Origin of the sequence: Bacillus sp. RC242 (assembly GCF_044908245.1) — a bacterium.
Taxonomy (GTDB): domain Bacteria; phylum Bacillota; class Bacilli; order Bacillales; family Bacillaceae_G; genus Bacillus_A; species Bacillus_A mycoides.
Genome location: NZ_JBIYCZ010000001.1, coordinates 535175 through 555687 on the forward strand (window position 1 = coordinate 535175; position 20513 = coordinate 555687).

Genomic DNA, 20513 nt, shown 5'->3' on the forward strand with positions numbered 1-20513 from the left:
TTTTTAGGCTTCTCCTTTCACTTTAAAATGTATACAATGTCCAAACGGATCCTTGGCCTGTAATATTCCATCTTTATACGTAGCAACTACGCCCATATATTTTAAACTTTCACACACTTGCTCTTTTTGTTTTTCATCTGCTAGTACAATTGTGAAATATTTCAAACCAACGGAATTTGGCATTTGTGGTGGTATACCTTCACCCTGCCATGTATTTAAACCGATATGGTGATGATAATCACCTGCTGATACGAACAACGTTCCATTACGAGCTGGAATCGTTACATCAAAACCAAGGCCATCAACATAGAAATGTTTCGCTTCTTCTAAGTCAGCTACATGTAAATGAATGTGCCCCATCACAGTACCAGCGGAGAACCCATTCCATGTACTTCCTTGCTGTAATAATCCTTCGCCGTCTAACGGGTTACTAACAAATGGTAGCTCTCCATTTTCATCATGCCAAACTTCTTTTTGGCGATCATGATAAATTTCAATCCCGTTTCCATCTGGATCAGCTAAATAAAGAGCTTCACTAAAGTAATGGTCAGCCCCACCATGTAATGGGTGTACTCTCTCAACAAAATGACGAAGAATATTTGCTAAGTCTTGTCTGTTTGGTAATAAAATTGCATAGTGATATAAACCAGTTCGACCTCTTTGCTTCGGAAGAGCGTCTTCCTTTTCTTCTATTATGAGAAGTGGCTCATTGTCCTCATTACCAAACGTAACGATTGTACTTTTTTCTTCCAGTACCTTCATACGCAATACTTCTGTATAAAACTCTAGCGATTTCTTTAAATTTGATACATATAAATGAACAACCCCAAGTGTTGTTTCGGGATGAAGTGGAAAGCCCATTTTGTTATACCCCCATTTTAATTAATTCTTCTTTAACATTTTCTCTTTTAAGAAATTATCTACAAAACCATTAGCTTTCGCAACAAATAAGTAAGCACCCATCGCTAATAATGCAAGTTCTAACTCAAATCCAGGATTTTTCCCGTCTCCTAACAAACCAGCTGACCATTTTACTTTCACAATCGCTCCAACCATAACAAGTGCAAATAATAAGCCAATATACCTTACGCCTAAACCTAGAATTAACAATAGACCTCCAACTAATTCAACTGTTGCTACACCGTATGCAAGTCCTCCTGGTAAACCAATGCTTGTAAACCACCCTGCAATATTGTCAATTCCTGATTGGAATTTTGTTAAACCGTGCATAAAGAACGTTACCCCTAACACGATACGAATAATTAAGTTACCAATATGTTGATTCATTTCTTTCTCTCCTTTATAGTTTTGTTATACAAAACTTTTATTTACATTACAAAACATACACTAATTATTTTTATTCGTCAATTCATTTTTCATGAGAAAAAATATTTTTTTTTTGCTATGATACAAATAGTTGTTTACAAAAAGGAGCATGATTTTATGAATATCGGTTCTGCGATTCGTGAAATTCGTCAACGTAGAGGAATTACGATTGCCCAAATTTGTGAAGGAACAGGTCTTTCTAAAGGCTTTATGAGTCAGGTTGAAAACAATAAAACATCACCATCTATCTCAACTTTAGAAATGATCGCTAATTTTTTAAATGTCCCCCTTCCATATTTATTGTTAGAACAAAAAGATCGTTTGAAAATTGTAAAAAAAGAAGAGCGTAAATACAGTGTGTATGGAAAAGATGAACAAAGAATTGAGCATGTTGCGGAGCAAGGTGGTCTCCGCCTATCTCTAGTAGAAATTTCTGCCGGATTCCCGAAAGAAAACTCACCAAATGCTCATGAAGGTGAAGAGTGTCATCTTGTATTACGCGGAAAACTAGAAGTTCAACATGGAGAAGATATTGCGATTGTAGAAGAAGGTGATTCTTTCTCTTGGAATGCATGCGTTCCTCATATTGTTCGCAATATAGGTGAAGAATCTGCATTATTACTTATCTCTAGTCATGCGGAAAATCGAAAACGTGTTTACTAAACGATAAAAAGAAGCCTGTTTCGTAACAGGCTTCTTTTTTATCCCCTTATAATTCCATAACTCGTCCCAACTAGTACGGTCTTTTCATGTTGATTGCGATAAACTGACTCAATTGAAACTTTTTTATATCCTTCCATTTGCTCAATATTTGTTAAAGTTAATTCACAAGTAACCGTATCCCCTGTAAAAACTGGTCTAATAAACTCACTTACTAATTCCCTCGCTATGTAATGTAACTCTTCGCCTACTTTCGTCCCAATGCTAGCAGTCAATAAACCATGGACCATTAATCGTCCATTCTCATCATATTCCATATGATGTCTACCTTTATCGCCTGTAATATTTGCAAATTCAAAAACTTCTTCCTCGGTAAATCTTCTTTCGTATTTAAATATATCCCCAACTTTTACATTCATTTTTATCCCCCGTTTAATAAACTGAATTTTCTTTTATTTTATCACAAAATGAGTCTCAGTTCAGTTTATATTATTAAAATAGCAATCCTTTTTCTTTATTACCTTATAAGTTATCGATGCCCTTCCTCTTTGGCCACTTGATACCCATAGTACGCACATGTTCCATTTCTTGATAACTCTCTTACTTCAAAATCACAACTTCTATAAAAATCAAAATTGTTAGCGGACGTATGCGCAAACCAATCGCCATGCGGAAGCTTTTGTAAACAAAGAGCTACAAGTTTCTTACCTAACCCTTTCCCCCTATACTCACACTTCACAACTAAATTTACTATGTTAGCAACCATGATTTGATCAGAAATCACTCTAACCATCGCGACCATTTCTTCTTCATCCCAAATTGTGAAAGCCCATGTTGAATTTTCAAATGCAATCGTAAACTTTTCAATTTGCCAAGAAGGGATATTATCATTACTCCAGCCAGCATCTTCAAATAATGTCTTAATCGCATATGCTGGCACTCCATTCGTTCCTTCACGAATAATTAATCCATTATGATAAATATACATGTAATCCCTCCCTTTATTTTTTATATACCATTCTCCAAAAAATGCAATTCACCTTTTTTCATCCAACCCGCTTAATGGAATAAACGAGAACTTCCATCTCATGAAATGAAGTTGTTTTCTCATAACTAAGCCCTGTTTTTCTAGCAACAAATATTGAAGCTGGGTGGTTCGGATTAATAAGTGAAATTAATTTATTCATTTGTAATGCTTGAAAACCATAGTCTCGAAAAGCCGCCGCAGCCTCTTTCGCATACCCTTTCCCCCAATATTTAGGAAGTAGCCAATAGCCAATCTCAATTTCCTCTTTTCCATCTACCTTCTGCTTGACAAGTCCTGCATGACCAATTCTTATCCCTGTTTCCTTTTCAATCATTACAAATAAACCGAGACCATTTTTATAATTTGGAAGTACCCTCTCCTCCAAACTTTTTTTACATTGCATAAATGTTTTTAACGTTCCATTTCCAATATAGCGCATTACCTTCTCATCCCCCCATAAAGAAGCATAAAATGGTAAATCATCCATTGTATATTTGCGAAATTGTAAGCGATCTGTATGGAACACTCTTTTATTCACTCCCATCATTTTGAACCTCATTACATAACAACATATTTCAAACTACGTAAGTGTTGAATAATTCATATCAAGAAAGTTACCAAAAAGAAAGAAAATTCAATCTTATAAAAGTGTATTATATCAAAAAAAAGCAGTAGACAAAAGAGTGTCTACTGCATCCATATCATAACTAGTATAAAGAAAACTACAATTGAGGGGGTGTAGGATTTTCAAATATACTAGATACTTATCCCGTTCTAACGGGCGGTAAACCTTCCAATCCTTTGAGTGGAAAGTTTACCGCACATAAGAACTTTGCGGTCATTAAGAAAGCACTGTTAAGTACTCAAATACACGCTGAGCTTTTTCTCCACCCATTCGTGCATGTTGAAGAAGAGAGATGCCATGTGGGCCAGATGCACGTAATGCTTCTGGTTGTGCTACTAAAATGGCTTGTACGACTTCAAGTTCACCCAGCATAGCTGCTGCAAAAATATCCATCCGAGCTCCCTTTTCCAGTAAATAAAGAGCAATATCTTTACGGCCTACATGGGCCGCTGCTCCTAAGGCACTTTCCCAATCTGAGCCACCCCAATTATAAGAAGCATGAAGTAAGCTCGGTGATTCGGCCAAAAGCTCCTGTACTCTTTCTAGATCTCCGTGAGCTGCCATAACAAATTCCCTTACTAACTCAGTGGTAATACGCTCGTCTGTTTGCATCTCTCTTCTCCCTTTTCACAAATTCGTTTCGGTGTAAAAAATGGCTTGTCACTCCCTTGGAATATATCAACTTCAATTCCAAATACACGCTGAAACATTTGATGACATAGTACTTCTTCTGGTACGCCATCATACTGAATCTTCCCTTGTTTTAATACGAGTAAACGATCGCTATATTGAGCCGCTTGATTAATATCATGTAAAACCATTACAATCGTCATACCAAACTCTTCGTTTAATCGTTTAACAAGTTCCATTACTTCTAACTGATGGACGATATCTAAAAAGGTTGTTGGTTCATCTAATAGTAAGACATTTGTGCGTTGTGCAAGCGTCATTGCAATCCAAGCACGTTGCCTTTCTCCTCCTGATAAGGATTGTAAAAGACGATATTCATACCCTTCAAGCTTTGTAACAGACAATGCCCAATCAACAATTTCTTCATCTTCTTTATTTAAGCGACTACTCCATGATTTATGAGGACCTCTTCCGAACTCTATTAGTTCTTTCACTGTTAAATCTAATTGATGATCGTGCATTTGTGGTAACATCGCTAATTGCTTCGCTACATCTGCACTCTTCATCGTATAAATATTTTCCCCATCTAAAATGATGTCTCCTTCGCTTTGTTTAAGTAGCCGTGCTATTAAACGAAGCAAAGTAGATTTCCCCGATCCATTCGGGCCGATTAAACTAACGATTTCTCCAGCTTTAATATGTACATTCATATTTTGCATTTGAAATCTTTCAGAATGTGCGTAAAACACTTTGTTAACGGAAATCACGTTGTTTTCCTCCTCTATGGATTAAATATAAGAAGAACGGACCACCTAAGAAGGACAATAAAATACCAACAGGCAATTCGATTGGATCGAACCAACTTCGAGCTATCGCATCCGCAAAAACAAGTAATATCCCACCGCCAAGGCATGATAATGGCAGTAAATATTTATAGTCATTTCCAACTAATAAACGTAACATATGCGGTACAACAAGACCGACAAATCCAATAAGACCAGAAACACTAACTGCTATTCCAGCTAACATTGTACTTACTACTATTAAATAAAACCGACTTCTTTCCACGTTATACCCTAATAATTTTGCCATTTCATCCCCAAGCATTAATACTCGAATATGTTTAATACCGAAGAAAGCTAATATAATAGCGAATATCGCATAGTAAATAATCATATTTAAATGTGCCCAACTAACACCACCAATACCACCAGCTAACCACGGTAAAACTGATTGTACTTTGTCGCTATGTAATAACATTAGCGCTGAAGTCGCTGCACCAATTAATGCGTTTATTGAAACACCTACTAATACAATTCGTGAAGGTGGCGCCCCCTTTTGCCATGATAGTGCGTAAATGACCATTGCTGTAATAAAAGCTCCTAAAAACGCTCCTAGTGGTAAGAATGCCATATGTTGAGGAAATAAAATCATGATTATAATTGCTACAAGACCTGCTCCTGATGAAACTCCGATAATTCCAGGATCTGCAAGAGGATTTCTCATAACCCCTTGCAATAATGCTCCTGATGCAGCTAAACACGTTCCTACTATAAAACCAACGAGCACTCTCGGTATACGAAGATCCCATACAATTCGATGAACTGTCGAACCTTCATCTTGTATACCTTCTATAATGTCTCGTAAAGAAAAAGATAAGCTCCCTGCAAAAAGGCCATAAAAAAGACCTAGAACAGTTAATACGACTAAAGTAACTGTTATTATCCACCTTTTTCTCGCAAAAGGATGTTCCTTTTCTCTTACTATTTCACTACTCTCCATACTTATCATTTCCTTACATCTTGTATACTTTTATACATAAAGTCCATCGCTTCTGTAACTTTTGTCCCAGGATTTGATCCAAATAAATCTGGTGGTAAAATAACTACACGATTTTGTTTTACTGCATCTAAATTTTTCCATGCTTCATTTTTCATCATTTCGCCTTCAAATGCTTTTTTCACACTATTGGGATCTCCATGTGTAATTAAATAAATCACATCTGGATTTGCTTCAATAATACGTTCTACACTTAGCTGTGCATATTGCGGATACTCTTTCATTTCTGGAAAACTAGCTGCGATATTTTTCCCGCCTGTTTTTTCTAAAATATCCCCTGATAGAGATGTTGGTAATGCTGCTAAATAAGTGCCTGGTGCTCCATAAACTAGCAACGCTTTAACGTCACTCTTTTTCTCATATTTCTTCATTTGATCATTAATTTTTTGGTTAAGCTCTTTTGCTTTATCTTCTTTCTTCATTACTGTTCCATACATTTCAATACCCTTTTGAATATCTTTTACAGAGTTGGCTGAAGAAATGATTACTTTTGTTCCTTGTCCTTCGACCGTTGGAATGTTCTTTTGGAATCCATTGTTAGCAACAAGTACATCCGGTTTTAAACTAGCAATTTGCTCAAAATTCGGTTGATGTGCATTCCCGATTACTTGTGCTTTCTTTAATTCCTCTGGGAGAGTTAATTTTGTATCCGGACGACCTACTATTTTTCCACCTAAAGCATGAATAATATCCATGTCTCCCATACTCAACGTAGCAAAACTTTCAGGGACTTTATTGAATGTTATCTTTCTGTCTGAGAGATCGGTAATTTCGATTTTGTCTGTTCCTTTGTCTGTTTTTGTTGCGGATGCTTTTTCGTTTTCTTTTGCACTGCAACCTATTAATAAGAAAAAAATAGATAAGATCGCTGTGAACAGCGTAATAGATTTGTTCATTCTTTCACCTCTAATTGATAATAATAATCATTAACTACTATTCTACTTTAATTGATAAGGATTATCATTGTCAATATGAAACGCATACATTTTCTACAAAAATGAAAAAACGCTACAAAAAGATTTCTTCTTTTCGTAGCGCCCTATTTAACAATTTTCTTCATATTCGCTGTCCTCTAATTGATCACGCATCGTTCTAACACGCTTAAAGAAGAAAAAAGCAAGAACTAAAAATACAATAATACTCCCCATCATAACAAAAGACTGTACCATACTTTTTATTCCACTTGGAATTAATAAACCGATCATTAAAAATGTACTTATAGCTAAAAGTACTTGTGCAAACCGGGTATAATCTGCTATTTTTTCTTGTAATTCTTTCATCTGCTTATCACTCCCATCCTCACTTTATCACATTCTATCAAGCTTAAAGACAAGTAAATAGAACCAATCTGGGAGATGTTTTCCAAAGTAAAAAAGAGCCGCTTACTCGCGGCTCTTTTTTATCTATTATACGCCTTTATATGCTTCTATATAGATTTCTTTCAGCTCTGAAATGAGCGGTAATTTTGGATTAGCTGTTGTACATTGATCTTCAAAAGCTCTTTCTGCTAATAATCCAACAACCCCTTCAAATTGGTCTTTAGCAACTCCTTGTCCTGCAATACTCATATTTATATTTAAGCTTTTTCCAAGCTCAATAATTGCTTGGACGAGTGATTCCACACCTTCCGCTGTTGAGCTTGCTGGAAGCCCGAGCATTCTCGCAATATGTGCATAGCGTTCATCAGCCACAAAGTGCTCATATTTTGGGAACAATGCGTGTTTTCTTGGCTTAATAGCATTATAGCGAACTACGTGCGGCATAAGAATTGCATTCGCACGTCCATGCGGAATATGGAATTCCGGTCCAATTTTATGCGCTAAACTATGATTAATACCTAGGAAAGCATTTGCAAATGCCATCCCTGCGATTGCGGAAGCATTATGCATTTTTTCTCGTGCTTCTTCATCATTTCCATCTTTATATGCTCTCGGCAAATATTTAAATACGAGATCAATTGCTTTTAATGCTAAACCATCAGTATAGTCATTTGCCAGAACAGACACATACGCTTCAATTGCATGTGTTAATACGTCCATACCAGTATCTGCCGTCACATGAGGTGGTACTGTCATTACAAATTGCGGATCAACAATCGCTACATCTGGTGTTAATTCATAATCCGCAAGCGGGTATTTAATATTATTTTTCTTATCTGTAATAACCGCAAATGGCGTCACTTCTGATCCCGTCCCTGATGTTGTTGGAATGGCAACAAATTGTGCTTTATTTCCCAAGTTCGGATACTTACATGTACGTTTTCTTATATCTAAAAACTTCTGTTTTATTCCATAGAATGTCGTTTCTGGGTGCTCATAGAATAGCCACATCCCTTTTGCTGCATCCATAGCTGAACCGCCACCAAGCGCGATAATTACATCTGGTTTAAAGCTTTTCATCATGTCCGCACCTTTAAATACAGTTTCATCTGATGGATCTGGCTCAACTTCAAAGAAAACTTCAACTTTCACATCATTTGTATGCTTACGTAAATAGTGCGTAACTGTATCTACATAACCGTGCTCAACCATCCCTGGATCCGTTACAATAAATGCGCGGGAAATGTTAGGCATGTTTGCTAAATATGCTGTCGCATGTTTTTCAAAATAAATTTTGGGTGGTAATTTGAACCACTGCATATTCTTTTTTCTATTTGCCAACCTTTTTATATTTAATAAATGAGTCGCCGTTACGTTTTGGGAAACTGAGTTTTTCCCGTAGGAGCCACAACCAAGCGTAAGTGATGGAATAAATCCATTATATATATCACCAATTCCACCTTGTGATGAAGGTGCATTTACAATGAGACGGCAGGCTTTCATACGTAACCCAAATTGTTTTTGTACTTCTTTATTTGTAGAATGGATAACCGCTGAATGCCCTAGGCCACCAAGCTCTAACATTTCTTCGCAATATGTAAATCCTTCTTCTAATGAATTTGCTTTTACACAAGCTAACACTGGGCTCAGTTTCTCACGAGATAGTGGATACGCTGCTCCGATGCCTTTAATTTCAGCTACAAGCATTTTTGTATGTTCAGGTACAGTAATTCCTACTAATTCAGCAATATACTGTGCTGATTTCCCAACAATATCACTATTTACTGCACATGTATTTTCATTAATAACAAGCTTTTCTAATTTCTTTCTCTCTTCCTCTGTTACAAAATAACAATTATTTGCAATCATTTCTGCTTTAACATCATTATAGATTTCCTTATCTACAATGATGGCTTGTTCTGACGCACAAATCATACCGTTATCAAATGTTTTCGATAAAATCAAATCATTAACAGCACGTTTTACATGTGCCGATTTCTCTATATAACATGGTACATTACCTGGCCCTACACCTAGCGCGGGTTTACCAGTAGAATAAGCCGATTTCACCATACCAGCCCCTCCAGTTGCTAGAACGAGTGCGACACCATCATGGTTCATTAATTGTTTCGTTGCTTCCACAGAAGGTCTTTCAATCCATTGAATACAATGCTTTGGTGCACCAGCTTTCACTGCTGCATCATATACTGTTTTTGCCGCTGCAACGGAACAGTTTTGTGCAGAAGGATGAAATGCGAAAATAATTGGATTTCTCGTTTTTATCGCGATTAATGCTTTAAACATTGTTGTCGATGTTGGGTTCGTTACTGGCGTTACCCCAGCTACTACACCGACAGGTTCTGCGATTTCTATTATTTCTTCATGAGGATCTTCATGAATAATCCCTACCGTTTTATCTTTCTTTATACTATGCCAAATATATTCAGTGGCAAAAATATTTTTAATGCATTTATCTTCATATACGCCACGGCCCGTTTCTTCAACAGCCAACTTCGCAAGCGGCATATGTTGATCGACACCCGCAAGCGCCATTTCATGAACAATGTTGTCAATTTGCTCTTGTGTAAAACTTTCTAATGCTTGTAAAGCTTTTTGACCGTTATTTACTAACGTATCAATCATCTCTTTTACCTCTTGCATTTCATTTACAACTTTCTCTTTGACTACCATGTAAATTTCCTCCTATTCTGTTATCACGGTCTTTATAAGTCCCTATAGGTCATAACAAGTCCCGATTAGCGAAAAAAAATAGAGTTTCCGTCCTACATGAATCTCATTGTTTGTGAAATATTTCACAAGTTTATTCGTGAATAACATTTCATGAATTCAATATACATGAAATCATTTCATTTGTGTATGTCTAATTTGTGAAATGTTACACAAATTAATATAATAAAAATGCACTGCTCTACATTAGCAGTGCATTTTTATTATGCTAGCGCTTGTGCTAAATCTTCAATTAAATCTTCACCATCTTCAATTCCGACAGAGATACGAATTAATGTATCTGTAATTCCTAATTCTTTACGGCGATCTGCTGGGATTGATGCATGTGTCATTTGAGATGGGATAGAAATTAAACTTTCTACTGCTCCTAAGCTTTCAGCAAGTGTAAAGTATTGCAGTTTCTCAAGTACTTTATTCAACGTTTCCGCACTATCTACATCAAATGAGATGATAGCACCAAATCCATTTGCTTGTTCTGTTGCTAGTTCATGGTTTTGATGGGATTCAAGACCTGGATAATATACTTTATTTACTTTTGGATGGTTATTTAAAAACTCGGCAATCGCACGTGAATTCGTTTCATGTTCTTCCATACGAATTCCTAATGTTTTTAAACCACGAAGTAGTAAGAAGCTATCTTGTGGGCCAAGAATACCTCCTGTTGAGTTTTGTACAAAGTGAAGGTCTTCTGCTAATTGCGGGCTATTTACAACTACTAGGCCTGCAACTACATCACTATGTCCTCCTAAATATTTCGTTGCACTATGAAGCACAATGTCTGCTCCTAAAGAAATTGGCGACTGCCAATATGGCGTCATGAATGTGTTATCAATAATTGTTAATAAATCTTTCTCTTTAGCAAGAGCAGATATTTTCTTAATATCAGTAATTTTTAGTAATGGGTTCGTTGGTGTTTCTACATAAATCGCTTTCGTATTTGGACGAATCGCTTCTACAACTTCCTCTAGGTTTGTTGTATCTACAAATGTATGCTCAATGCCGAAGCGGTTTAATACTTTTGTAATAACACGGTACGTTCCGCCATAAACATCATCTGTTAAAATGACGTGATCTCCTTTTGAGAATAGCATAATAGTTGCTGTAATAGCTGCCATCCCTGAACCAAATGCAAATCCAGCATGACCATTTTCTAAGACTGCAATCATTTCTTCTAAAGCTGCACGTGTTGGGTTGCCTGTACGTGAATATTCATATCCTTGATGCTTACCAACTGCTTCTTGTTTATACGTACTTGTTTGATAAATCGGTACGTTTACAGATCCAGTTGAAGGTTCTCCTATGCGAATACCATGAATTAATTTTGTCTTTGCTCTCATTTTTTATTCCCATCCTTTGTATATGTCTTTACTTAAATAGCGCTCACTACTATCAGGAAAAATCGTTACAATATTCGTACCTGGTGCTGCTTTCTCTGCCTCAAGTAAGCTTGCATGAAACGCTGCTCCTGAAGAGCTCCCAACGAGAAGGCCTTCTTTTTGCGCTAACTCTTTCACTCGTAAAAATGCATGTCGATCAGAAATTGTATGAATTTCATCAAAATAAGATGTTTTTAAAAATGGCGGGATGAATTCAAGACCAATCCCTTCTGTTTCATGTGAACCAGCTTTACCACCATTTAAAATAGATCCTTCTGGTTCTACAATAACCGTCTTAATATCAATGTTTTTCTCTTTTAAATAAGACGCAGTTCCCATAAACGTACCGCCAGTTCCTGCCCCTGCAACAAATATGTTAATTTCTCCATTCAATGCATCCCAAAGTTCAGGACCTAATGTTTTGAAATAAGCACGAGGGTTTGCTTCATTCGCAAACTGACTTGGAGAGTATGAATTCGGTATTTCATTTACTAATTCTTTTGCCTTTGCAATTGCGCCGGTCATTCCTTGCTCAGTCGGTGTATGCACGACCTTTGCACCTAGTGCTTTCATTATTTCTTGTTTTTCAATACTAAATTTCTCTGGTACACAAACAATAACGCGTAAATCATGTTCTAACGCTGCAAGTGCCAGTCCAATGCCGGTATTTCCAGCCGTCGGTTCAATAATTGTTCCGCCCTCTGCAACAAGCCCTTTTTCTAGCGCATCTTCAATTAATTCTCTTCCTAAACGATCCTTAACGCTTCCGCCTGGGTTGTAAAATTCAAGCTTTGCAAATAAACGGACTCCTTTCGGAAGTGAAAAACGAGTAATTTCTACGATTGGTGTATGGCCAATCAACTCATGAACTCCACGATATACATTCATCGTGTTCTCCCCCTTATTTGCCAATAAAGAAAAGGCAACTGTATGTATTTTCTTTATATGAGACAGTTGCCTTTTTGTTACATTACTTTAACTCTTCTAGTACTTTTACGATAAAGTTTGTAGAATGAAGAGCTGCTTGATCTAAAAATTGATCAAATGAAACATTTGATTCTTTACCAGCAATATCAGAAAGTGCACGAATAATAACAAACGGAACTTCATATTGGTGGCATACTTGCGCAACAGCTGCTGCTTCCATTTCTACTGCATAAAGGTCTTCAAATTTATCACGAATTGCTGCAACGCGGTTCGGATCACTCATAAATGAATCACCTGTTGCAATCATACCTTTTACAACTTGAATATTTTCTTCTGCCTGCATACATTTCTCAGCTAATGCAACTAATGCCTCATCAGCTTTAAATCCAGGTGGCATTCCTGGCACTTGACCATATTCGTAGTTAAATGCTGTTACATCTACGTCATGGTGACGAACTTCTGTTGAAATAACTACATCACCAACATTTAGAGAGTGATGGAATCCACCAGCTGAACCAGTATTAATTACTTTTTCAGGCTTATATTTTTCTAATAAAATTGTCGTTGACATCGCTGCATTTACTTTACCAATACCAGACTTTAGCAAGATTACTTCATGTCCTGCCAATAGCCCTTTCGTAAATTCACAACCTGCAACAGTTTCTGTTTCTGCTTGTTCTAGTTTGTCACGTAAAATACGTACTTCTTCTTCCATTGCTCCAATTACAGCAATTCTCAATCTAATCCCTCTTTCTATTGCTTAGTTGCCTCCATTACCCAAACGAAATGATTTAATCTCGTAAACGTTACGTGGAAGCCATTGTTTTCAAAAATAGATTGCATGATCGGAATACGTGTATAGTATTCTGTTTGCAAATCGTTTGCTAACTGATGAAAACCTCTTTGTTTTGCTACTTCGACAGTTTTATCATATGCATCTTGATTTGCAAATATCGTATCAGCAAACACTATTTTACCACCTTTGTTTAGCAATTGACTATACTTCGCAATTGCTACGTCTTTTTCTTCATCTATTAAATGATGAAATGCGTAAGTGCTCACAATAGTATCGATTGAATTTGGGACTTCAAATGAAAGAAAATCACCCTCTGTAATTGAAAATTCTTTTGGTAATTTCTCTTTTGCAATAGTACGCATTTCGCGTGACGGTTCTATACCGTAAACAGTGCGACCAGCAAGTAATAATTTATTTGTTAAATTGCCAGTACCAACACCAAATTCTAATACGTTGCCAAATGACTTGTTAACTACATCCTCTAAAATGTCCTCATAACGGGCGAAAACTTCTTTATATTGTATATCTTCGCCTTGTACAAATGAGTCGTACGTATGAGCCCATTCATCAAATAAACCATTAAATTCTGTTCCCATAAAAATTCCCCTTTTTCTTATCGGTTTTATCAGTATGATATTCTCTCTTTCTAAAAATGTCAATTGAAATGTGCGTAGTATTTCCTTCTTTTCTTTGTTACACTATAGGTGATTATCATAGGAGAGGGGGCATCTTCGTGTCATTTACCTTTGAAATGTTAGAAGATAAAGTAGAATTTTTCGAGGCTGCAAACTTAGTTTCTCTAGAAAAAAAAATTAACGAACAAATTGATAATAATAAAGCACTTATGCTCGAAGTTCATCATATTTCTCACCAAATGATTATGGATCCTGAAAGCAAAAGACCTTATTATAGTGCGGTTGTTCATTTTAAATTAAAGAAATTACGCTAACTAAAAAAAGAGAGGCTCTTAAGAGCCTCTCTTTTTTTAGTTTAGAGTTTGAACGAGTACTGGTTTCCAGCCCTCATTGTCTACCCAATCAATATTCACATAATATTTTTTACCTGATTGTTTATCTTGTACGTTACCGTAAGCTTTATTCTTACCGTTATTTCCAATTCTATGGATAACTAATTGATTTACTGGAACGTCAATTGCAGCTGAAATCGCTTGATTCATCTCATTCCAATCTGCTGTACCTTTTTTAAACGTCATCGCAGGTGTTGCACCTTGCTCTGTACCTACTGGCTTCCAAGAAGATTTCGTATAAGCATCTGTTGCCTGTGACTGTGTTTTTTCAGCTGGTGCTTTCTCGTTAGCTTTCGCTTCTTCTTCAGCTTTTTTCTTTTCTTCCTCAGCCTTTTGCTTCTCTTCTTCTTCCTTCTTCTTAGCCTCTGTCTTATCTTGCTCATTCTTCTTCGGCTCTTCTTTACCTTTAGCTTTCTCAGCTTTATTCTCTTTTGTTGTTTGCTGAGCTACCTTTTTATCATTAGAAGACGCTTGCTCTTTTGTGTCAGGAACAAACAATTGATATGCTACAATAGCTACTGCTACTAATACAATAGCGATTGCAATATTTAAAACACCGTTTTGACGACGTTTTTGTTGTTTCTGTTGGAATCTAGATCCTCCTGCCATTCTTCAAACCTCCATGCAGTTTTTCATACTTGCTATTGTAACATTAAATCTAGAAAGGTTGAACATTTACAATAATATTTTCACGAAATGAAAACATTTCATAAATAATTGCAAGATTACTTTTCAATTTCTAATTGATGAATTGCCTCTACCATTTCTGCAAAAACTGGTGTGACTACATTTTCATTACTATCTGTTTCTATATCAACTACAACTAAAGCATATCTTGGGTTTTCATATGGAAAATAACCTGCAAACCAGCGATTCACCCTCTCTCCTTTTCCTGTTTGTGCCGTCCCAGATTTTCCAGCGACAGTTAGTGGCAACGAACGGAATGCGGTTCCCGTTCCTTTCTCCATCGTTACAACGGCTCTTAACAACTGTTGTAATTTTTTCATCGTTTCATAAGAAAGCTGTTTCCCATTTAATTTATGATTTTCAAATGCAAAAAAGTCGGTTCCATTTTTATACACTATTTTTTTCACAGCTTTCACTTCCATCTTCTCTCCACCTCTAGCAATTGTCGCCATCATATTCACTATAGCTAGAGGTGACACACGTACATCTTTTTGTCCGACCATCGTTTGAGCAATCGCTTTTCTACTATCTTTATTTTCTTCGCTTCCCCAAATAATAGCACTCTTTTCTTCTGGCAATTGCTCAAATTCTGGTGTATGAAACACTGAACCTTTCCAACCTACCTTCTCACTTGCTCCTAAGGCCTCTAAATACGTTTCTAATACTTCCCTATCCTTTTGCATTAGTTCATCACCTAATACGGCAAACGTTCGATTACAGCTTCTAGCAAAGCTTTCCTTAAAGTTTAATGACCCCATCATAACTTGTGGAAGATTTTCACCGTATAAATCCGTATTACAGTTAAATGTACGATTAAACCGCACCAAATTCTCATCAATTACTGCTGCTGCAACTACTGTTTTAAAAACAGACCCCGGAAAATGAGGAGTTAACATTTGATTTTCAAGTGTAGATTTATATATCCTCCTATCATTCATCTGTAAAGAAGGCCTACTTACCATTGCTAAAACTTCACTATTCTTTATGTCTAGTAATACTAACCCACCTTTTTTTATTCCGTTTTCATCTATAATCTTCTCTGCTCGTCGTTGCAACGTTTTATGTATTGTTGTTTGAATAGTAACTGGATAAAATGGATTTCCTGGTGAAGTGTATTTCGCCTGCTTCCCAAAAATCGGTTCTCCTTGTCGATCCACTTGATATAGTACTTTCGCTTCTCCATCAGTCAGTAAAAATTCATCAAATGATTGTTGCAATCCAGAAATACCAATTGGCGTTTGTTTCGAAGTTTTTTTCATTTCTCCATAACGCTTTTGAAATTCCTGTTCATTCTCTCCCACATCACCAATTAAATGATTTGCCTCCCCCATTTGCTTCAGTCGAACTTCTGCTGCTACAATACCTAAAATATCTAATTGATTTACCTTCTTCATCTGCTCGAGCGTTAATTGAAATGGGGTATTCTCCTTTCGTAATATAAATGCTTGATTCTTATTTTTCATTTGCAGTCTTATCTCTTGTCTCGACACACCAATGATATGCGCAATTTTCTCTAACATGTCATTTTTTATTTGTAAAAATGGAAAAACAATTAAGACTGGATATTTCTCTTCACCAATTTCCTTACCATTTCGATCTGTAAAATGCCCTCTTCCATTATCTACTGTAAGTGATTGTGTTCGTTGCGTAACACTTTTTTCAATCAGATTGATATTTCGGTCAGTAAATGATTCCGTATCTATAATCTGTATTTGGATTAAACGACAAAGTAATAAAAAAATCACACCCATAAAACAAATTAAAACAATTATAATTCTCCGTTTCATTTTCATAAAAAACACCTCGTCTATTGTAGTTTAGACGAGGTGTTTCACCTTTTATACAAATAAAAAACCACTCGTTTTTACACGAGTGATTTTTTACGTTATTTTACAGAGATAATCTCTACTTGCATTTCTCCACCTGGTGTTTGGATTGCTACCTTTTCACCAATTTGCTTACCTAATAAGCTTTTTGCGATTGGAGAATCGTTAGAAATTCTTCCTTCAAATGGATCGGCTTCTGCGCTACCTACGATTATGTACGCTTCTTCGTCTCCACCTGGTAACTCTTTAAATATTACTGTTTTACCTAATGTTACAACTGTAGACTCTTCACCATTGTCTTCAATGATAACCGCATTACGAATCATGTTTTCAAGTTGTGTAATACGTCCTTCTACGAATGCTTGCTCATCTTTCGCTGCATCATACTCAGAGTTCTCTGAAAGATCTCCGAAGCTACGTGCGATCTTAATACGCTCTACAACTTCTTTACGTCTTACTGTTTTTAATTGTTCAACTTCGTTCTCTAGTTTTTGCTTACCCTCTTGCGTCATAGGGTATGTTTTTTCTGTTGCCATGTTTTCCACTCCTTTTATATACCAATCCCCCGAAAAAAAGAGGAGTTCCATATGAAAACTCCTCCGCTTATATAGCGGAGGTTTCTAGCACACGTAGCACTAGTGGAGTTGTCACATACAACCCCTTATTCTCCAATTCTTCCTTATATAAAGAAGGTATGTATGGAAAGTTGATATAAATATGCCCTCACCTATTGGTAGGTGAGGTTTCATGTTTCATTGTATTCGATAAGAAGGGAAAAAATCCCTTCCTATCGTATATCTTTTACTATGCTATTACAAATTTACTTTTTGTTCAAGAATTGTTGCAATTTTTGTAACCATAATATCAATTGCAACATGGTTTTGTCCACCTTCAGGGATAATAATATCCGCGAATTTCTTAGAAGGCTCAATAAATTGATTATGCATTGGACGTACAACGTTTACGTATTGGTCGATAACTGAATCCATTGTACGACCGCGCTCTTCAATATCGCGCTGCATGCGGCGTAAAATACGAAGGTCTGCATCTGTATCAACGAACACCTTAATATCCATTAACTCACAAAGACGTGGGTCTTCTAAAATAAGAATTCCTTCTAAAATGATTACATCTTTCGGCTCAACTGGAATAATTTTTTCTGAACGCGTATGCAATGTATAGTCATATATAGGCTTTTCCACTTGCTCATATGCAAGCAACTGCTGCAAATGGTCAATTAACAAATCATTATCAAACGCTAACGGATGATCGTAATTTGTTTTTAAACGTTCTTCCATTGGTAAATGGCTTTGATCTTTGTAATAATAATCTTGCTCCAAGATTAAAATGGAATGACCTTTAAAATGGTCAAAAATCGCTTTCGTTACACTTGTTTTTCCTGATCCTGAACCACCAGCGATTCCAATTACAACAGGCTTATTCGTCCCCATTCGACTACCACTCTTTCTTATTGAAGTATGTTTTTGCGCATCATATTATTCACATACACTGGTTGATCCACTTTGAATTTCACGATTTGCAACGGATGTCTCGCTGCATCTAATTCGTTTCCATCCTCATCCCAAATTTTCTCCACCGTCTGCGTAAAGTTTTCTATTTCTGGCCCAAAGAACTCCACTTCATGTCCTGGTTTGAAGTGATTACGTTGCTCAAGCGTTACGATGCCCGTTTCTTCATTATAATCTAACACTAAACCAGCAAAATCATACGTTGTTTTCTTACTATGATTTCCAAACATTTGCTCTTGATGTCCTGGAACCCCTTCAAAGAATGCAGGAGCTGTATCACGATTTGCACATTTATCAAGTTCATCTAACCATTCTTGTTTAAACTCAAAGTTATCCGGATCCGCACAATACGCATCAATTACTTTACGATATACAGTTGCTACAGTCGCTACGTAATGGATAGATTTCATACGTCCTTCAACTTTTAAGCTATCAATTCCAATTTCAATCATTTTCGGAATTGATAAGATTAAATTTAAATCTTTTGGGCTCATCGCAAAGTGAGCATCTTCTTCTTGGAATAGAGGAAGCTCTTTTGCATCTTTATGTTGTGATACCGTTTGAACTAAATCATAATCCCAGCGGCAAGATTGACAACAACCACCACGGTTAGAGTCACGCGCTGTCATATGGTTACTTAATGTACATCTCCCTGAATACGCGATACACATTGCACCATGGACGAATGCTTCAATTTCAACATCAACTTTTTCTTTAATTTCTTTCATTTCTTCATAGCTTGCTTCACGAGCTAATACAAGACGATGTAAACCTTCTTCTTTCCAATACTGTGCTGCTTTCCAGTTGGATAGTGATTGTTGTGTACTTAAATGCACCTCAACAGAAGGAGCTACACGTTTACATGTCTCAATAATAAGCGGATCGGCAACGATAATTCCCGTTACGCCAGCTTTTTCAATCCCTTTTAAATATTCCTCTAGCCCATCCATATTTTCATTATGTGCAAAAATATTTGTTGTCACGTATATTTTTGCTCCATATTTCTTTGCAAATTCAACGCCTTCTGCCATGTCTTCCAGCGTAAAGTTACCTGCATTAGAACGAAGACCAAATTCTTGTCCACCTAAATATACAGCATCTGCCCCATAATGGATAGCTACTTTTAATTTTTCTAAGTTACCCGCAGGGATTAACAGTTCAGGTTTTTTCACAATAACGCGTTTGCCATCGATCACTCGTGAAATTTCTTGTACAGTCATTTCCTACACCCTCCTCGTTTAGTAAACCGTTTCTTTAAAGAAGAATCCTGTATCTAACGGACGATTTACCGGTTGTATTTCTTCTATCTCTTTAAATAAATCATCTTTCACGTCATAATACGCATCACGATCTTCTACACATAAATCAATCGCCTTACGATATTTCTTCGTCACCTCAATAATGTACTCAGAACTTTTTAGGACACCATCAATTTTTAAGCTATCGACTTCAGCATCGATTAGTTCCTCTAACTCATCGATGAAACAAATATCATTCGGACTCATAATGTGAGTACCATTTTCATCTTCATAAATTGGATATTTGTTATTACGTTCTGGGTCGTATAAGAACATATTCTCTTCATACTTTTTCTTTTCGATGTCGAGATTACGCCCTTGATACTCAAAGTAGTTTCCTACTAGTGAACGCTTCGATTGGAACATACAAGTCATACCGTGAATTTGCACTTCAAGTTCCACTTCAGCATTTTCTTTTAATTCAGCAATTTCATCTAAGCTAAGCTCACGAGCTAATACAGCGCGTTTCGCTCCTCTTTGCCCCCAATAGTTACAAGTAAACCAGTTTGTTGCTGTCGTTTCTGTATTCCAGTGAAGTTGCATATTTGGTGCAACTTCACGAACAGCCATTAATACCGCTGGATCTCCGAAAACAATCGCATCTACATTTACCTCATTTAAAAAGGCAACATAGTCCGTTAATTCTTCTACTTTATCATTGTGGAACATCGCATTCATTGCAACGTATACTTTCACACCATTTTCATGTGCAATGTTTACAGCTTGTTTCACATCTTCACGTGAAAACTCTCCTGCCAAACGTAAACCAAACTTTTGTTCACCAACCATTACTGCATCTGCCCCTGCTTTCGCAAGAGGTTCAATATCCGCCACCGCTCTAGGCGTTACTAACAATTCAGGTTTCTTCATACT

At 36.6% G+C, this 20513-nt stretch carries 23 protein-coding genes; 2 read left to right on the forward strand and 21 right to left on the reverse strand.

The genetic code is table 11. The features are described from left to right. Positions 1-3: 3 nt before the first annotated feature. Complete coding sequence (locus tag ABH957_RS02930; RefSeq protein ID WP_404510638.1) at positions 4-861, reverse strand: VOC family protein; 858 nt, start codon at positions 859-861, stop codon at positions 4-6. 21 nt (positions 862-882) lie between these two features. Further along, a complete protein-coding gene (locus ABH957_RS02935) occupies positions 883-1287 on the reverse strand; it encodes a DoxX family protein (protein ID WP_002015248.1) in 405 nt (134 codons plus the stop codon). Between the two features lie 156 nt (positions 1288-1443). Here ABH957_RS02935 and ABH957_RS02940 point away from each other — a divergent pair, with 156 nt between their 5' ends. After that, entirely contained in the window at positions 1444-1989 is a 546-nt protein-coding gene (locus ABH957_RS02940; RefSeq protein WP_002015249.1) for a helix-turn-helix domain-containing protein, read from the forward strand. A gap of 38 nt (positions 1990-2027) precedes the next feature. Here the strand turns inward: ABH957_RS02940 and ABH957_RS02945 are convergent, their stop codons facing one another. The 13 genes from ABH957_RS02945 to ABH957_RS03005 form a co-directional block, all read right to left on the reverse strand. Beyond that, entirely contained in the window at positions 2028-2405 is a 378-nt protein-coding gene (locus ABH957_RS02945; RefSeq protein WP_002129189.1) for a hotdog family protein, read from the reverse strand. A 110-nt stretch (positions 2406-2515) separates the two neighbouring features. Then, entirely contained in the window at positions 2516-2974 is a 459-nt protein-coding gene (locus tag ABH957_RS02950; protein ID WP_002129190.1) for a GNAT family N-acetyltransferase, read from the reverse strand. Positions 2975-3032: 58 nt separating this feature from the next. Then, the gene (locus ABH957_RS02955) at positions 3033-3560 is read right to left on the reverse strand and encodes a GNAT family N-acetyltransferase (RefSeq protein WP_002129191.1); all 528 of its coding nucleotides are present in this window, start codon (positions 3558-3560) and stop codon (positions 3033-3035) included. A 294-nt stretch (positions 3561-3854) separates the two neighbouring features. After that, positions 3855-4250 (reverse strand): ankyrin repeat domain-containing protein, encoded by a 396-nt coding sequence (locus ABH957_RS02960; RefSeq protein ID WP_002129192.1) that lies wholly within the window; start codon positions 4248-4250, stop codon positions 3855-3857. Further along, positions 4217-5035 (reverse strand): ABC transporter ATP-binding protein, encoded by an 819-nt coding sequence (locus ABH957_RS02965; RefSeq protein ID WP_002129193.1) that lies wholly within the window; start codon positions 5033-5035, stop codon positions 4217-4219. Before ABH957_RS02965 ends, ABH957_RS02960 begins: the two co-directional genes overlap by 34 nt. Next, the gene (locus ABH957_RS02970) at positions 5022-6050 is read right to left on the reverse strand and encodes a FecCD family ABC transporter permease (protein WP_002015259.1); all 1029 of its coding nucleotides are present in this window, start codon (positions 6048-6050) and stop codon (positions 5022-5024) included. Before ABH957_RS02970 ends, ABH957_RS02965 begins: the two co-directional genes overlap by 14 nt. Before the next feature lie 5 nt (positions 6051-6055). Beyond that, on the reverse strand, positions 6056-7003 hold the full coding sequence (locus ABH957_RS02975) for an ABC transporter substrate-binding protein (RefSeq protein WP_002015260.1): 948 nt from the start codon (positions 7001-7003) through the stop codon (positions 6056-6058). A 147-nt stretch (positions 7004-7150) separates the two neighbouring features. Further along, a complete protein-coding gene (locus ABH957_RS02980) occupies positions 7151-7387 on the reverse strand; it encodes a YrhC family protein (RefSeq protein ID WP_404454116.1) in 237 nt (78 codons plus the stop codon). Between the two features lie 126 nt (positions 7388-7513). Further along, the gene (adhE, locus tag ABH957_RS02985) at positions 7514-10117 is read right to left on the reverse strand and encodes a bifunctional acetaldehyde-CoA/alcohol dehydrogenase (RefSeq protein WP_063226540.1); all 2604 of its coding nucleotides are present in this window, start codon (positions 10115-10117) and stop codon (positions 7514-7516) included. 260 nt (positions 10118-10377) lie between these two features. Then, the gene (locus ABH957_RS02990; RefSeq protein ID WP_002067265.1) at positions 10378-11511 is read right to left on the reverse strand and encodes a bifunctional cystathionine gamma-lyase/homocysteine desulfhydrase; all 1134 of its coding nucleotides are present in this window, start codon (positions 11509-11511) and stop codon (positions 10378-10380) included. 3 nt (positions 11512-11514) lie between these two features. Further along, complete coding sequence (locus ABH957_RS02995) at positions 11515-12438, reverse strand: O-acetylserine dependent cystathionine beta-synthase (protein ID WP_002129198.1); 924 nt, start codon at positions 12436-12438, stop codon at positions 11515-11517. 82 nt (positions 12439-12520) lie between these two features. Further along, entirely contained in the window at positions 12521-13216 is a 696-nt protein-coding gene (mtnN, locus tag ABH957_RS03000) for a 5'-methylthioadenosine/S-adenosylhomocysteine nucleosidase (protein WP_002015266.1), read from the reverse strand. A 14-nt stretch (positions 13217-13230) separates the two neighbouring features. After that, positions 13231-13869 carry a class I SAM-dependent DNA methyltransferase gene (locus ABH957_RS03005; RefSeq protein ID WP_404510640.1) on the reverse strand — a complete coding sequence of 213 codons (639 nt, stop codon included), beginning with the start codon at positions 13867-13869 and terminating at the stop codon, positions 13231-13233. Between the two features lie 137 nt (positions 13870-14006). Between ABH957_RS03005 and ABH957_RS03010 the strand changes: the two genes are divergently transcribed. After that, positions 14007-14222 (forward strand): YrzA family protein, encoded by a 216-nt coding sequence (locus ABH957_RS03010; RefSeq protein WP_002015268.1) that lies wholly within the window; start codon positions 14007-14009, stop codon positions 14220-14222. Between the two features lie 36 nt (positions 14223-14258). Here the strand turns inward: ABH957_RS03010 and ABH957_RS03015 are convergent, their stop codons facing one another. The 6 genes from ABH957_RS03015 to ABH957_RS03040 form a co-directional block, all read right to left on the reverse strand. Continuing rightward, entirely contained in the window at positions 14259-14909 is a 651-nt protein-coding gene (locus ABH957_RS03015; RefSeq protein WP_002138429.1) for a YrrS family protein, read from the reverse strand. Between the two features lie 116 nt (positions 14910-15025). After that, the gene (locus ABH957_RS03020) at positions 15026-16780 is read right to left on the reverse strand and encodes a peptidoglycan D,D-transpeptidase FtsI family protein (RefSeq protein ID WP_404454120.1); all 1755 of its coding nucleotides are present in this window, start codon (positions 16778-16780) and stop codon (positions 15026-15028) included. Between the two features lie 92 nt (positions 16781-16872). Further along, positions 16873-17349 carry a transcription elongation factor GreA gene (gene greA, locus ABH957_RS03025; protein ID WP_078213491.1) on the reverse strand — a complete coding sequence of 159 codons (477 nt, stop codon included), beginning with the start codon at positions 17347-17349 and terminating at the stop codon, positions 16873-16875. A gap of 276 nt (positions 17350-17625) precedes the next feature. Then, positions 17626-18264 (reverse strand): uridine kinase, encoded by a 639-nt coding sequence (udk, locus tag ABH957_RS03030; RefSeq protein ID WP_002015274.1) that lies wholly within the window; start codon positions 18262-18264, stop codon positions 17626-17628. A 17-nt stretch (positions 18265-18281) separates the two neighbouring features. Further along, positions 18282-19562: a peptidase U32 family protein gene (locus ABH957_RS03035; RefSeq protein ID WP_002015275.1), complete on the reverse strand. Its 1281-nt coding sequence runs from the start codon at positions 19560-19562 to the stop codon at positions 18282-18284. 18 nt (positions 19563-19580) lie between these two features. After that, positions 19581-20510 carry a peptidase U32 family protein gene (locus ABH957_RS03040; RefSeq protein WP_002015276.1) on the reverse strand — a complete coding sequence of 310 codons (930 nt, stop codon included), beginning with the start codon at positions 20508-20510 and terminating at the stop codon, positions 19581-19583. Positions 20511-20513 lie beyond the last annotated feature (3 nt).

Bases quoted from the DNA above. Each gene is read 5' to 3' on its own strand.
- ABH957_RS02930 (WP_404510638.1), bottom strand. From the start codon at position 861: ATGGGCTTTCCACTTCATCCCGAAACAACACTTGGGGTTGTTCATTTA.
- ABH957_RS02935 (WP_002015248.1), bottom strand. From the start codon at position 1,287: ATGAATCAACATATTGGTAACTTAATTATTCGTATCGTGTTAGGGGTA.
- ABH957_RS02940 (WP_002015249.1), top strand. From the start codon at position 1,444: ATGAATATCGGTTCTGCGATTCGTGAAATTCGTCAACGTAGAGGAATT.
- ABH957_RS02945 (WP_002129189.1), bottom strand. From the start codon at position 2,405: ATGAATGTAAAAGTTGGGGATATATTTAAATACGAAAGAAGATTTACC.
- ABH957_RS02950 (WP_002129190.1), bottom strand. From the start codon at position 2,974: ATGTATATTTATCATAATGGATTAATTATTCGTGAAGGAACGAATGGA.
- ABH957_RS02955 (WP_002129191.1), bottom strand. From the start codon at position 3,560: ATGATGGGAGTGAATAAAAGAGTGTTCCATACAGATCGCTTACAATTT.
- ABH957_RS02960 (WP_002129192.1), bottom strand. From the start codon at position 4,250: ATGCAAACAGACGAGCGTATTACCACTGAGTTAGTAAGGGAATTTGTT.
- ABH957_RS02970 (WP_002015259.1), bottom strand. From the start codon at position 6,050: ATGGAGAGTAGTGAAATAGTAAGAGAAAAGGAACATCCTTTTGCGAGA.
- ABH957_RS02975 (WP_002015260.1), bottom strand. From the start codon at position 7,003: ATGAACAAATCTATTACGCTGTTCACAGCGATCTTATCTATTTTTTTC.
- ABH957_RS02980 (WP_404454116.1), bottom strand. From the start codon at position 7,387: ATGAAAGAATTACAAGAAAAAATAGCAGATTATACCCGGTTTGCACAA.
- adhE (WP_063226540.1), bottom strand. From the start codon at position 10,117: ATGGTAGTCAAAGAGAAAGTTGTAAATGAAATGCAAGAGGTAAAAGAG.
- ABH957_RS02990 (WP_002067265.1), bottom strand. From the start codon at position 11,511: ATGAGAGCAAAGACAAAATTAATTCATGGTATTCGCATAGGAGAACCT.
- ABH957_RS02995 (WP_002129198.1), bottom strand. From the start codon at position 12,438: ATGAATGTATATCGTGGAGTTCATGAGTTGATTGGCCATACACCAATC.
- ABH957_RS03005 (WP_404510640.1), bottom strand. From the start codon at position 13,869: ATGGGAACAGAATTTAATGGTTTATTTGATGAATGGGCTCATACGTAC.
- ABH957_RS03015 (WP_002138429.1), bottom strand. From the start codon at position 14,909: ATGGCAGGAGGATCTAGATTCCAACAGAAACAACAAAAACGTCGTCAA.
- ABH957_RS03020 (WP_404454120.1), bottom strand. From the start codon at position 16,780: ATGAAAATGAAACGGAGAATTATAATTGTTTTAATTTGTTTTATGGGT.
- greA (WP_078213491.1), bottom strand. From the start codon at position 17,349: ATGGCAACAGAAAAAACATACCCTATGACGCAAGAGGGTAAGCAAAAA.
- udk (WP_002015274.1), bottom strand. From the start codon at position 18,264: ATGGGGACGAATAAGCCTGTTGTAATTGGAATCGCTGGTGGTTCAGGA.
- ABH957_RS03035 (WP_002015275.1), bottom strand. From the start codon at position 19,562: ATGACTGTACAAGAAATTTCACGAGTGATCGATGGCAAACGCGTTATT.
- ABH957_RS03040 (WP_002015276.1), bottom strand. From the start codon at position 20,510: ATGAAGAAACCTGAATTGTTAGTAACGCCTAGAGCGGTGGCGGATATT.